This is a genomic window from Streptomyces sp. NPDC005141, from assembly GCF_053599975.1.
Genome location: NZ_JBSFYW010000023.1, coordinates 44,497 through 56,360, shown reverse-complemented (window position 1 = coordinate 56,360; position 11,864 = coordinate 44,497). Strand labels below are relative to the sequence as shown.

General features: G+C 70.5%; 12 protein-coding genes. 5 read left to right on the top strand and 7 right to left on the bottom strand.

Annotation, left to right across the window (positions count from 1 at the left end; translation table 11 throughout):
* Nucleotides 1-36 precede the first annotated feature (36 nt).
* Genes ACWD68_RS19890 through ACWD68_RS19880 form a run of 3 tightly spaced genes read left to right on the top strand, consistent with a single transcriptional unit; the run spans nucleotide 37 to nucleotide 2,468 of the window.
* A complete protein-coding gene (locus ACWD68_RS19890; RefSeq protein ID WP_451807730.1) occupies nucleotides 37-825 on the top strand; it encodes an ABC transporter ATP-binding protein in 789 nt (262 codons plus the stop codon).
* Complete coding sequence (locus ACWD68_RS19885) at nucleotides 812-1,714, top strand: ABC transporter permease (RefSeq protein WP_451807729.1); 903 nt, start codon at nucleotides 812-814, stop codon at nucleotides 1,712-1,714. The genes ACWD68_RS19890 and ACWD68_RS19885 overlap by 14 nt, the downstream gene beginning before the upstream one ends.
* A gap of 7 nt (nucleotides 1,715-1,721) precedes the next feature.
* Entirely contained in the window at nucleotides 1,722-2,468 is a 747-nt protein-coding gene (locus tag ACWD68_RS19880) for a sirohydrochlorin chelatase (protein WP_266763613.1), read from the top strand.
* Between the two features lie 22 nt (nucleotides 2,469-2,490).
* Here ACWD68_RS19880 and ACWD68_RS19875 read toward each other — a convergent pair whose 3' ends face one another.
* The 5 genes from ACWD68_RS19875 to ACWD68_RS19855 form a co-directional block, all read right to left on the bottom strand.
* Nucleotides 2,491-3,108, bottom strand: a complete 618-nt coding sequence (locus ACWD68_RS19875) for a mycothiol-dependent nitroreductase Rv2466c family protein (protein WP_451807728.1) — start codon at nucleotides 3,106-3,108, stop codon at nucleotides 2,491-2,493.
* Nucleotides 3,109-3,310: 202 nt separating this feature from the next.
* Nucleotides 3,311-3,904, bottom strand: coding sequence for a TIGR03086 family metal-binding protein (locus ACWD68_RS19870; RefSeq protein ID WP_451807727.1), 594 nt, complete (start codon nucleotides 3,902-3,904; stop codon nucleotides 3,311-3,313).
* A 10-nt stretch (nucleotides 3,905-3,914) separates the two neighbouring features.
* Nucleotides 3,915-4,952, bottom strand: a complete 1,038-nt coding sequence (locus tag ACWD68_RS19865; protein ID WP_451807726.1) for a ketopantoate reductase family protein — start codon at nucleotides 4,950-4,952, stop codon at nucleotides 3,915-3,917.
* Nucleotides 4,953-4,999: 47 nt separating this feature from the next.
* Nucleotides 5,000-5,371, bottom strand: coding sequence for a nuclear transport factor 2 family protein (locus ACWD68_RS19860; protein WP_451807725.1), 372 nt, complete (start codon nucleotides 5,369-5,371; stop codon nucleotides 5,000-5,002).
* Nucleotides 5,364-5,912 carry a DUF1697 domain-containing protein gene (locus ACWD68_RS19855; RefSeq protein WP_451807724.1) on the bottom strand — a complete coding sequence of 183 codons (549 nt, stop codon included), beginning with the start codon at nucleotides 5,910-5,912 and terminating at the stop codon, nucleotides 5,364-5,366. The genes ACWD68_RS19860 and ACWD68_RS19855 overlap by 8 nt, the downstream gene beginning before the upstream one ends.
* A 297-nt stretch (nucleotides 5,913-6,209) precedes the next feature.
* On the opposite strand from ACWD68_RS19855, the gene ACWD68_RS19850 reads away from it, so the two are divergent.
* Entirely contained in the window at nucleotides 6,210-8,492 is a 2,283-nt protein-coding gene (locus tag ACWD68_RS19850; protein ID WP_451807723.1) for an MMPL family transporter, read from the top strand.
* 118 nt (nucleotides 8,493-8,610) lie between these two features.
* Here the strand turns inward: ACWD68_RS19850 and mgt are convergent, their stop codons facing one another.
* A complete protein-coding gene (gene mgt, locus ACWD68_RS19845) occupies nucleotides 8,611-9,810 on the bottom strand; it encodes a macrolide-inactivating glycosyltransferase (protein ID WP_451807722.1) in 1,200 nt (399 codons plus the stop codon).
* A gap of 119 nt (nucleotides 9,811-9,929) precedes the next feature.
* Between mgt and ACWD68_RS19840 the strand changes: the two genes are divergently transcribed.
* Nucleotides 9,930-10,718: an MBL fold metallo-hydrolase gene (locus ACWD68_RS19840; RefSeq protein ID WP_451807721.1), complete on the top strand. Its 789-nt coding sequence runs from the start codon at nucleotides 9,930-9,932 to the stop codon at nucleotides 10,716-10,718.
* 81 nt (nucleotides 10,719-10,799) lie between these two features.
* Here ACWD68_RS19840 and ACWD68_RS19835 read toward each other — a convergent pair whose 3' ends face one another.
* The gene (locus ACWD68_RS19835; protein ID WP_451807720.1) at nucleotides 10,800-11,765 is read right to left on the bottom strand and encodes a CDP-alcohol phosphatidyltransferase family protein; all 966 of its coding nucleotides are present in this window, start codon (nucleotides 11,763-11,765) and stop codon (nucleotides 10,800-10,802) included.
* Nucleotides 11,766-11,864: the final 99 nt, after the last annotated feature.

Below are 11,864 nucleotides of genomic sequence, written 5' to 3'. Positions count from 1 at the left end.
GCCCGGATCCCAGTGAGTTCCCAGGAGGTGACGACCATGGCCACGACGCTCGCCAAGGCCGCCGACGGCGCCGACACGACGGAGTACGCCGCCCGCATCGAGCACGTCTCGAAGTCCTTCGCCGGACCTGCGGGACCCCAGCTCGTCCTCGACGACATCACCCTCGATGTCGCTCCGGGCGAGTTCGTCACCCTCCTGGGGGCCTCGGGGTGCGGCAAGTCCACACTGCTGAATCTGGTGGCGGGGCTCGACAAGCCCTCCACCGGCGGCATCACGACCAACGGGCGCCCCGCTCTGATGTTCCAGGAGCACGCCCTCTTCCCGTGGCTGACCGCGGGCAAGAACATCGAACTCGCCCTGAGGCTCGGGGGAGTTCCCAAGGCCGAGCGGCGCGGCAAGGCCGAGGAGCTGCTCGAACTCGTCCGGCTGAACGGCGCGTACGGCAAGCGGGTGCACGAACTGTCCGGCGGCATGCGCCAGCGCGTGGCGCTGGCGCGGGCGCTCGCCCAGGACAGCCAGATCCTGCTGATGGACGAGCCGTTCGCGGCGCTGGACGCGATCACCCGGGACGTGCTGCACGACGAGCTGACCCGGATCTGGCGGGAGACGGGTCTGTCCGTCCTCTTCGTCACGCACAACGTCCGCGAGGCGGTGCGGCTCGCGGAGCGCGTGGTCCTGCTGTCCTCGCGCCCGGGGCGCATCGCCCGCGAGTGGACGGTGGACATTCCGCAGCCGCGCCGCATCGAGGACGCCCCCGTGGCGGAACTGTCCATCGAGATCACCGAAGAACTGCGTGGGGAGATCCGCCGCCATGGCCAGCACTGAGACGAAAGCCGACGCGGCCGTCAAGGACAACGGCGGGCTGGGCGGTCTGGAGGCCGGCCTCGACGCGCTCGAGTCCTCCGTCGCCGGCCGCAAGTCCTTCGGCACGACGTTCCGGCAGAAGGTGCTGCCGCCGCTCGTCGCGTTCGTGGTGGTCCTGGTGGCCTGGCAGGCACTGATCACCTTCAAGATCGTCGATGACCCGACCAAGCTGCCCTCACCGTCCGACGTCTGGAGCGAGGTCCAGGACGCCTGGCTCCAGGGCACGCTGGTCGACTACATCTGGACCAGCGTCTCGCGCGGTCTGCTCGGCTTCCTGTTCGCCCTGGTGATCGGCACGCCGCTGGGCCTGGTGGTGGCCCGGGTGAAGTTCGTGCGCGCCGCGATCGGCCCGATCCTGTCGGGCCTGCAGTCCCTGCCGTCGGTGGCGTGGGTGCCGCCGGCCGTGATCTGGCTGGGCCTGAACAACTCGATGATGTACGCGGTGATCCTGCTCGGCGCCGTCCCGTCGATCGCCAACGGGCTGGTGTCGGGTGTGGACCAGGTGCCGCCCCTGTTCCTGCGGGCGGGCCGCACGATGGGCGCGACGGGCCTGCGCGGGACCTGGCACATCGTGATGCCGGCCGCGCTGCCCGGCTATCTGGCCGGTCTGAAGCAGGGCTGGGCGTTCTCCTGGCGCTCCCTGATGGCCGCGGAGATCATCGCTTCCTCCCCCGACCTCGGCGTGGGCCTCGGCCAGCTGCTGGAGAACGGCCGCAACGCCAGCTCCATGCCGATGGTCTTCCTCGCCATCTTCCTCATCCTGTTCGTCGGTATCGCCATCGACCTGCTCATCTTCAGCCCGGTGGAGCGGCGGGTGCTGCGCAGCCGCGGACTCCTGGTGAAGGGCTGACCCCGTCATGAGCAGGCCGGAGCGCCCCGTCCTCGTCGTCATCGCCCACGGCAGCCGCGACCCGCGGCACGCCGCGACGGTGCACGCCCTGGTACGGAGGGTGCGCGCCCAGCGCCCCGGCCTGCGTGTGGAGACCGCCTTCCTCGACTTCAACATCCCTTCCGTACAAGGGGTGCTGAACTCTCTGGCGGCGGAGGGCGTTCGCGATGTGGTGGCCCTGCCGCTGCTGCTGACCCGCGCCTTCCACGCCAAGTCGGACATCCCGGCGGTGCTGCGGGAGGCACCGTCGCGGCTGCGCGTACGACAGGCGGAGGTGCTCGGTCCGTCCCCGCTGCTGACGGCGGCGCTCGAGCGCCGACTGTACGAGGCCGGGCTGACGCCCGCCGACAAGTCCTCGACCGGGGTCGTGCTGGCCTCGGCGGGGTCCACCGACCCGGAGGCGATCGCAGTGATCGCAGAAATCGCGCGGGAGTGGCGGCACACCGGTTGGTGCGCCGTGCGGCCTGCGTTCGCCTCCGCATCCCTTCCCCGCACCGAGGACGCCGTCCGGGAACTCCGCGCCCTCGGCTGCGAGCGCGTCGCCGTCGCCCCGTACGTCCTGGCCCCCGGCTTCCTGCCGGACCGGATCGCCCGGGGTGCCGCCGGGGCCGACGTCCTCGCCGATGTCCTCGGTCCCGCGCCGGAGGTCGCGCGGGTCCTGCTGGACCGCTACGACGAGGCCCGGATGCCGTCCTTGCAGGCGATCGGCGCCTGATCCCCGGCTGCCGGGGGCGGGATCAGTCGAAGGCGAGCCCGCCCGTGCGGGTCCTCTTGAGCTCGAAGAAGTCGGGGTGGGCGGCGAGGACACGGAAGCTGTCGAACAGTTCGGCGGCCCTCTCACCGCGCGGGACGGCCCTGAGTACCGGGCCGAACCACACCGTTCCGTCGACATGGATGGTGGGAGTCCCCACATAGGCCTCGGAGTCCCGCTCGGTCCCGGCGTCATGACTGCGGCGCACCGCCTCGTCGTACGAGGAGTCGTGGGCCGCGTCGGCCAGTTCGGCCGGGAGTCCGAGCTCGGCGAGCGACTCGGCGACCACGGCGTCGAAGTCCTTCGCCCCGCGCTGATGGATGCGGGTGCCGAGCGCGGTGTAGAGATCGCGCAGCACCTTCTCGCCGTGCCGCTCGGCCGCGGCCACCGCGACCCGTACCGGACCGATGGACTTGTCCACCAACTCGCGGTACCAGTCGGGCAGTTCATTGCCGATGTTGTGCAGGTACAGGCTCATCGCGTGGAAGCGGAGGTCGAGCGGACGCTCCCGCTCGACCTCCAGCATCCAGCGTGAGGTGATCCAGGCGAAGGGGCAGGCGGGGTCGAACCAGAAGTCGACGCGGGTGGGCGAGGTGGTCGTCATGCCGTCGAGGCTAGTCACGCATTGGCGCAGTGTCCCGGCCCAATCAGCTGCCGAATTCCTGGTCCAATCGACCGTCGAACCGACGCCCCCGCCGCGCCGGACCAGCGGCGGCCGGCCGTGTGCCCCGCTGTCCGCCCACCGGGCCGACAGGGGTCTCCTCGCACGGCCGACCAGGGTCTCCCGCCGCGCCGGACCGGGCTTCCTACGCCGTGGACCAGCGCGGATCGCGGCCGCTGTGCGCGAGGGCGCGCTCGAACAGGGGCACGTCCTCGGGCACCTCCACCGGGTCGGCGAAGCCGTCGTAGCGGCGGTAGAGCTCGGCATGGGTGTCCACCACGTCCAGGACGAACCGTGCCGCGCCGTCCGAGACACGGAACGGCTGACCGGTGGCCGCGGCGACGTCCCAGCCGTGCACCGCCATCTCCTTGACGACCATCGAGGCGATGTCCGCCGCGGGCATCTTCGCCACACCGATGTCGACCTCGCCGTCCCACACGGCGGGGTCGTCCCAGGCGGCGACCGCGCGGTCGAGCTGCTCGGCGTAGGCCTCGGCCCAGCCGGGTTCGGCCGTGAAGTCGCGCGCGGTCAGCTCGTCGGGGAGCTGCCGGCGCAGGGCCCGGTGCTCCAGTCCGTGCGCGGTGTAGAGGACCCAGTGGTTGACCAGGGTGCGGACGTCCCAGTCCGTGCAGTGCGAGGACTCGGACAGCTGCGCCGCCGTGACACCGCGGGCCACGCGGGCGGCCTCGGCGGCACATTCGACCATGTGCGGATACACGTTCTCGTACGGATCGTTCATGGGTTCCACGCTAGGGACGCGGCGCCCGTTCCTCTTGAACAAACGCGACAGCCTCGTCGGCCAGACGTACGAGCTCCGTCACCGGCATCGCCCCCGCCTCCCGGCGTTCGCGCGCGAAGGTGTTGGCCAGCCGCTGGAGCAGATCGTTGAGCGGGGTCGCTACGCCGTGCAGCCGGCCCAGGAGCGCGATCTCGCCGTTCAGGTAGTCGGCCTCGATGGTGCCGGTGCCGCGCTGCAGGGACTGCCAGGAGGAGCCGGCGCCGCGCTCGGAGCCGTCGAAGGACTTGAAGGTGATCTTGCCGGCGCGGGCCCGGCTCTGCTCCTCCTCGCCGGCGTACGCGATACCGGCCGCGTCGAGCACCGCCGTGCCCTCCGCCCGTACCCGCGCGAAGAGCGCCAGGCCCTCCTCGCTGGTGAGGACCCCGCTGACCGCCTCGATCGCGTTGGCGAGATTGCCCAGGAGCTTGGCGTACTGCCAGCGCGCGACGTCCGGCACGACCGGTGCCTCGAAGCGTGCCGTCTCCAGGTCGGCGGCGATCCGGCGGACCGTGTCGTCGGTGCCGTGCGGAACCCGGCCGAGGTGCAGGATGCCGGTGAGCGGGGTGCCGGCAGCCGCGACGACGCCGGGTTCGACGAAGGTGGCGGGCAGCCAGACGCAGACGCCGTACACCCGGCGAAAGCGGCGCAGCGCCAGACGGCGGCTCTCGACGCCGTTCTGCGCGCAGACCACCGGCAGCCGCTCGGCGGCCGTGCCGCCGCCCGCGACCGGGCTCGGTCCCCAGTCCCGCAGGGCCGCCTCGCTGTCCTGGGTCTTCACGGTCAGGACGAGTACGTCGTCGCCGCGCAGTTCCCCGAGCGTCTCCGGTCCGTCGACGGCGGGGAGCCGGTGGACGCGGGGGCCTTCGGGGGTCATGAACCGCAGCCCGTCGGCGCGCAGCGCCGCGAGATGCGCGCCCCGCGCGACGAGGACGACCTCGTGCCCCGCCTCGGCAAGCCGACCGCCGATGGCTCCGCCGACCGCCCCTGCCCCGATGATGATGTAGCGCATGCGACGAGCCTCGCACAGAAGGGTGTAGCGGGCAGCGGGTTCGGGGGTCACCCTTCCACGGGGCCGAACGGGGTGCCCTGGTGGAAGTACAGGAGCCACGCGTTCCCGGTCAGCCGCCACAGTGAACTCCGGTGTGCCCGGCGGCCGTTGTTGTCGGTGTCGAAGGTCAGATGGACCAGGTCGGCGGCGAGCTGGACGCCCTTCATTCGCGAGGTCGTGCTGCGGCTCCCGGTCTCCGTCTCCGCGGCCAGCGCCGCGAGGATCGAGGCACGGTCCCAGATGCGTCCGGACAGGCCGAACTCGTAGAAGTCGGGGTGCAGCAGCGCGCCGACGAGGTCGGGCGAGCGGCGGACCGCCGGGTCGAGCAGGCGCAGTTCGCCCTCGATGGCGGCCTCGACGGCGGCATTGCGCTCAGGCACCGGTCAGTTCCTCCAGTTTGACGACGGTGTTCCAGTTCCGTGTGGTGGCGAGGACGCCCTTGAGCAGCTTGGGCTTCGCCAGGGCCTCCGCCAGCTTGGAGCGGCCGAGACCGTCGGGTGCGTACAGGTAGAGGGCACGGTCCCCGAGGCGGAACTCCTCGGGGAGGAAGGCCGCGGGCTCGACGGAGGCGAAGCGTCCGGCGTCGACGGGGTCCGAGAAGTACGTGACGTGCACCTGCTTGCCCTCCAGTTCGGCGGCCGGGAACGGGCACGCCTCCCGGACGGCCCGCAGATAGCCGCGATCACGGACGAGCACGCCGACGCCGAAGCCGAAGTGCTTCTCGATGGCCTCGGAGAGTTCCCCGGCGAGGGAGTCCTCGTCACCGTGATCGCTGCTGAACACCGCGTTCCCGCTCTGGAGATACGTGCGGACGTCGCCGTACCCGAGTCCTTCCATCAGGGTGCGCAGCTCGGCCATCGGCACCTTCTTCGCGCCGCCCACATTGATGCCGCGCAACAGCGCCGCGTACGTCGTCGTCATCCGCCCACCTTAAAACGGGCGTCGTGCCCCGCGGGGTGGGCACGACGGCCGGGGTGCCACCGGGCCGCCCGGCGGCCTTCATGACGTGGCCGCCCCTGAGCGGCGTCCCCGAGAAGCGCCACTACGTGTAAGGGGCCTCTGTCCTCCCCAGTGCGGAGACCCCGGGGTCCGCGGGGAGGAGCCGGAGTGCCGAGGGTTCACCAGGCAGCACGAGGAGACGCGCTTATCCGCCCCATACCTTCAATACCAAAGGTGGCGACAGGGGGTTGCCACCGCGCACAAGGGGGCTGGCCCGTCATGGGGAACGGAGACACACGGGTGCGGGGCATCGCCGCGCGAGCAGGCGGCTGGAGCGCCCGCCACCGATGGGCGGCCGTCGGAATCTGGGTGCTGTTCGTCGTCCTGGCGATGGGCCTCGGCTCCGCGGCGGGCCGCGTCGACGTCAAGGAGAGCGACCAGCTCAAGGGCGAGACGCACACCGCGGCCAAGATCATCGAGGACGCCGACATCAAGGAGCCGGCCAGTGAGACGGTCCTGATCCAGGCGAAGGACGCGGGCACGAAGGCCACGGACGCCGAGTTCAGGAGCGCGGTCGCCGCGGTCGTCGAGGCGGTCGACGCCACCGGCAAGGTCACGGACGTGACATCGCCGTACGACACGAAGACGATCTCGAAGGACGGCCGCAGCGCGCTCGTTCAGTTCGACATGCGCGGCGACTCCGAGACGGCGGGCGAGCGCGTGGAGCCCGTGCTGAACGCCGTCAAGGGCGTACAGAAGGACCACGCCGGGTTGCGGATCGAGGAGATCGGCGGCGCCAGCATGATGAAGCAGTACGACGACGCGTTCGGCGACGACTTCCAGAAGGCCGAGCTCTCCGCCGTGCCCGTGGCGCTGGGCATCCTGCTGATCGCGTTCGGCGCGCTGGTGGCGGCGCTGCTTCCGGTGGCGCTCGCGGTAACCGCCATCATGGCGACGATGGGCCTGATGGGCGTCGTCAGCCACCTGATGCCGATGAGCGACACGGCCAACTCCGTGATGCTGCTGGTGGGTCTGGCCGTCGGTGTCGACTACTGCCTGTTCTATCTGCGGCGTGAGCGCGAGGAGCGCGAGGCGGGCCGTGACGCCGCCACCGCGCTGCGGATCGCCGCCGCGACCAGTGGCCGCGCCATCATCGTCTCGGGTGTCACCGTGTGCGTGGCGATGGCGGGCATGCTCTTCACCGGGCTCGCCGAGTTCGAGGCGATGGGCCTGGCCTCGCTGATGGTCGTCGCCGTCGCCATGGTCGGTTCGGTCACCGTGCTGCCCGCGCTGCTCTCCCTGCTCGGCGAGCGGGTCGAGAAGGGCCGTCTCCCGTTCCTGCACCGGGCCAAGCGGCGCGGCGCGAACGGCGGCCGGAGCAACCGTCGTCCGGCCGACGAGGGCAGCCGGTTCTGGAGTGCCGTCCTGCGCGTCGTGCTCGCCCGGCCCGCGATCTCCCTGGTCGTCGCGACGGGCGCGCTGCTCGCGATCGCCGCTCCGGCACTCGGCATGAAGACCCAACAGCTCACCCTGGACAAGGAGTTCGGCAACTCGCTGGCGATCGTGGGCACGTACAACCGGGTCAACGACGCCTTCCCCGGCGGCTCCGAGCCGGCCGAGGTGGTCGTCAAGGCGCAGGACATCAACGCCGCCGATGTGAAGGCGGCGCTCACCGACTTCCGGGCGGCGGCGATCAGTTCGGGCGCCTCGCGCGGCCCGGTCGACATCAAGGTGCACGCGGAGCACAACGTCGCCTTCGTCTACGTCCCGCTGGTCGGCGGCTCCGACCAGGACAAGGCGGAGAAGAGCCTGGAACTGCTGCGCGACAAGGTGCGCCCGGAGACACTCGGCAAGGTCGACGGCGTACAGGCCCCGATCACCGGACAGGTCGCGGGGTCACATGACTTCAACGACCAGCTGGTCGGCTCGGTGACCCCGGTCTTCGCCTTCGTGGTCGTCTTCGCCTTCCTCCTGATGCTGCTCTCCTTCCGCTCGCTGACGATCGCGATCACCTCGATCGTCCTCAACCTCCTCTCCGTGGCGGCCGCCTACGGCATCCTGGTCGCGGTCTTCCAGCACGGCTGGGGTGCGTCCCTGGTGGGCGCTGAGGGCGTCGGCGCCATCGTCACCTGGCTGCCGCTGTTCCTCTTCGTGATCCTCTTCGGGCTCTCGATGGACTACCACGTGTTCGTGGTCTCCCGGATCCGTGAGGCACGGCTGCGGGGCCGCAGCACCAAGGACGCGATCCGGCACGGAGTGGTCACCACGGCCGGTGTCGTCACCAGCGCCGCCGTCATCATGGTCGCCGTCTTCGCGATCTTCGGAACGCTGTCCATGCAGTCCATGAAGCAGATGGGTGTGGGCCTGGCGGCCGCGGTGCTCATCGACGCGACGATCATCCGGGGCGTGCTGCTCCCCGCGGTGATGGCGCTGCTCGGCGAGCACAACTGGTACCTGCCGAAGTGGCTGAACCGGATGCCCGACTTCACGCACGACGAGTCGTCCGAGGCCGTCGCGGCCCCGGTGCCGGTGACGATCGAGGGTGAGCGGGCCGGGGTGTAACCGGCCACCGGAACGACCTGCCGGGGTGCAACTCCGCACCTTCCAGGGCCTGTCGGTCCCTCAGGGCCCGTCGGTCTCCTCCTTCGGGGAGGGGGCCGACGGGCCCTTCGCGCGCGGTTCAGGTCCCCGCGCGCAGTTCCGCCTCGATGAGGTCGGCGGCCCGCCGGGGGCCTCCCTCCAGCGCCATCCGCTCGCGGATCTCCCGGAGCCGGCGCGCCACTTCGGGATCGTCGGCCACCGCGAGGACGGCCTCGCGCAGCGTGGCGGCGGTGGCCTCCTCCATGGGGAGGTACCGGGCGACGCCGAGCGTCCGGAGCATGTCGGCGTTGCCGAACTGGTCGACGGCCTGCGGTACGGCCACCATCGGCGTGCCGGTGGCCAGTCCCTCCTGGCTGCCGCCCGCGCCCGCGTGGGTGATGAACGCGTCGGCCTGCCGGAGGACCGAGAGCTGCGGCACCCACGGGCGCACTTCCACGTTGCCGGGCAGCTCGCCCAGCTCCGCCGGGTCGACGAACTTTCCGATCTGCAGCACGACATGCCAGTCCGGCAGGTCTTCGAAGGCCTCGGCGCACGCGCGGTAGAAGGCGGGCTGCTTGGTGAAGCTGGAACCCAGTGACACGAGCAGCACCCGCCCGGCACCGGCGGGGCGCTGCCACTCCCCCTGCGCGGCACGGTCGCCCTGACAGGCCCCGACGAAGGAGTAGCGCCGCTCGTCGACGCGGTCGGCGTTCGGCTGAAGGGCCCGCGGGATGAGGACGAGGCAGCGGTCGGGGCGGCCCATGAAGTCCTCGACGCTCAGGTCCATGCCGTTCTCTGCGATCCAGCCGGCGAAGGTCTCGTAGAACGCCTTGCCGCGTGGGGTCTGCTTGAGCGGTTCGAACAGCGGCCTGCCGACCTCCTCCTCATAGCCCTCCCAGGCCACCAGGTTCGGTGAGAGCTGCACGATGGGGACGCCCCAGCGATGGGCGAGCACCCGGGCGGGATAGGCGGTGATGTCGTACAGCACCAGATCCGGCTCGTCCCCCGCGTACGCCGCCGCGAGCTGCGGCTCGGCCTGCAGGGCGTCCGTCAGGAACGGCTCGATGTTGTCGATCAGCTCGGTCCCCCACGCGTCCGGATCGTCGTCGGTGGGCAGCGTCGAGTTCCACGGCTTCGGCTCCGCGCCGGCCTCGGCGATCCGGTCGGCGAAGGCGGGCGGAATCGCGTACGTGACACGGTGGCCGCGGTCGACGAGTTCCCTGATCACTTCGATGCTCGGGTTCACATGGCCGTGGGCGGCGATGGAGAACATGGCGATATGGGCGGGTCGCGTGGTCATGCACTCAGGTTAAGCGAGACGATACGTCTCGTCCAGCGGATAGGCACCAGCGGTCGCGGCCCACCTGGGGATCGGGTACTACGGAGAGCGGGGCCACCGCGACGAAGGGACGGCTCACCGTGCAGACGCGTCTCGACGAGATCGCCGACGGCATCTACCGGATCTCCACCCACGTCCCCGAGATCGCCCCGCCGGCGGGATTCACCTTCAACCAGTTCCTGGTGGCGGCGGAGGAACCCCTGCTCTTCCACACCGGGATGCGCGCCCTGTTCCCGTCGGTCTCCGAGGCCATCGCGCGCGTGATGCCGGTGGACCGGCTGCGCTGGATCACGTTCGGGCATGTCGAGGCCGACGAGTGCGGCGCGGTGAACGAGTTCCTGGCCGAGGCCCAGCACGCCGAGGTCGCGCACAACACCCTGGGCTGCCTGGTCACGCTCAACGACCTGGTCTCCCGGCCGCCGCGGCCGATGGGCGGGGGAGAGCGTCTCGACATCGGCGGCCACGAGGTGCGGCGGGTCGTCCGCAACATCGACACCCCGCACGTACCCCACAATTGGGAGGCTCGGCTGCTCTTCGAGGAGCACACCCGCACCCTGTTCTGCGGTGACCTGTTCACCCACCTGGGGAACGGGCCCGCCGTCACCACCGACGGTCTCGTCGAACTCTGCCTGGAGGCGGAGGAGTTGTTCCGTCAGATCTCGTGCCTGACCGCGACGACGGCCACGCTGCGCTCGCTCGCGGAGCTGCGGCCCGCCACACTCGCCGTGATGCACGGCTCCTCGTTCAACGGTGACTGCCCCCGCGCGCTGAACGACCTCGCGGACGCCCTCGACTCCCGCTTCGGCCCCGAGGCGGCGTTCGTGTCCCGGCCGAGCGTGCTGGCGGGGCCCCATCCCGGGCTGGAGTGACCCACGCCCGTACGGCGAACCTCGTATGTGGCCGGGGTGTGTGCCGCCCCGGCCACCATGCCGTCCACCCGGAGAGGGGGCTCAGGCGGCCTTGGTCACCGCGTCGCGCTCGAACGAGTTGATCGTGCGCGTGAAATCCCGGGTGGACAGCAGAAGCTTGTAGATGATGGCGAGTTCGAAGACGAGAAGCAGGACCCCGGAGACGACGGTCGCCTCCAGGACGGCGTCGAGAAGCGGACCGATGATGAAGGCACCCATCTGGAATTCGATTCCGCTCACCAGGTGGGGGCGAATCCGGTGCCGCAACAGGAGAGAACGCATCCGCAGATAGGCCGGAAAGCGGCTGCGGAACTCCCGCTGCAGATCGATGACCTGCGGCGACGGAACGGTCGTCGCGCCCTCCGCCCCGGCGGCCGCCTCGGCCCTGCCCATGTCCTGCTCGATGTCGGCCTCGGGGTTGTCGCGCAGCAGGTCCTCCATGAAGGCCAGTTCGGCCTGGTTCTCGGCACGGCGCGCCTCCCGGAGCCGGGACTTGATCTGCTTCCGCATGGAGTGACGGATCTTGAAGATCTCCAGGGAGTTGATGTAGCGCAGGGTGTCGAGTCCCACGACGGCGAGGGCCAGCCAGATGTACAGCGTCTCCCCGCTGCGGTGATACTGCCCGGCCATCAGCGCGATCGCGCACACGGCCACCCGGATGCGGTCGAAGACGAAGTCCAGCCAGGCGCCGAACACCGAGCCCTGACCCGTGAGCCGGGCGAGCTTGCCGTCCATGCAGTCGAAGATGAAGCTGACGTGATAGACGACCGCACCCGCGACGAGCCAGCGCCAGTCGCCGAGCGCGAAGAAGGCCGCCGAGACCAGGCCCAGCAGGAACGCGCCCCAGGTGATCTGGTTCGGCGTGACCCTCGTCCGCATGGCGAGCTGCCTGACCAGCGGTGTGGCGACCGGGTCGACGAGCAGCACGGTCCACCACGCGTCGCGCTTCTTCTCCGTGATGCGCCGTACCTCGGCGAGGTCCGGAATGTCTCGACGTATGAGTCGCATGGGTCAACTTCCTGATGTTCGACTGGAATTAACCTCACGCTAGGAATCCCCTTACCTGAGTTACAAGATCCCCCGCGTGCAACCTTTTCAGGGGGGTAA

Coding starts and splice junctions, on each gene's coding strand:
- ACWD68_RS19890 (WP_451807730.1), top strand. CDS start 37: ATGGCCACGACGCTCGCCAAGGCCGCCGACGGCGCCGACACGACGGAG.
- ACWD68_RS19885 (WP_451807729.1), top strand. CDS start 812: ATGGCCAGCACTGAGACGAAAGCCGACGCGGCCGTCAAGGACAACGGC.
- ACWD68_RS19880 (WP_266763613.1), top strand. CDS start 1,722: ATGAGCAGGCCGGAGCGCCCCGTCCTCGTCGTCATCGCCCACGGCAGC.
- ACWD68_RS19875 (WP_451807728.1), bottom strand. CDS start 3,108: ATGACGACCACCTCGCCCACCCGCGTCGACTTCTGGTTCGACCCCGCC.
- ACWD68_RS19870 (WP_451807727.1), bottom strand. CDS start 3,904: ATGAACGATCCGTACGAGAACGTGTATCCGCACATGGTCGAATGTGCC.
- ACWD68_RS19865 (WP_451807726.1), bottom strand. CDS start 4,952: ATGCGCTACATCATCATCGGGGCAGGGGCGGTCGGCGGAGCCATCGGC.
- ACWD68_RS19855 (WP_451807724.1), bottom strand. CDS start 5,912: ATGACGACGACGTACGCGGCGCTGTTGCGCGGCATCAATGTGGGCGGC.
- ACWD68_RS19850 (WP_451807723.1), top strand. CDS start 6,210: ATGGGGAACGGAGACACACGGGTGCGGGGCATCGCCGCGCGAGCAGGC.
- mgt (WP_451807722.1), bottom strand. CDS start 9,810: ATGACCACGCGACCCGCCCATATCGCCATGTTCTCCATCGCCGCCCAC.
- ACWD68_RS19835 (WP_451807720.1), bottom strand. CDS start 11,765: ATGCGACTCATACGTCGAGACATTCCGGACCTCGCCGAGGTACGGCGC.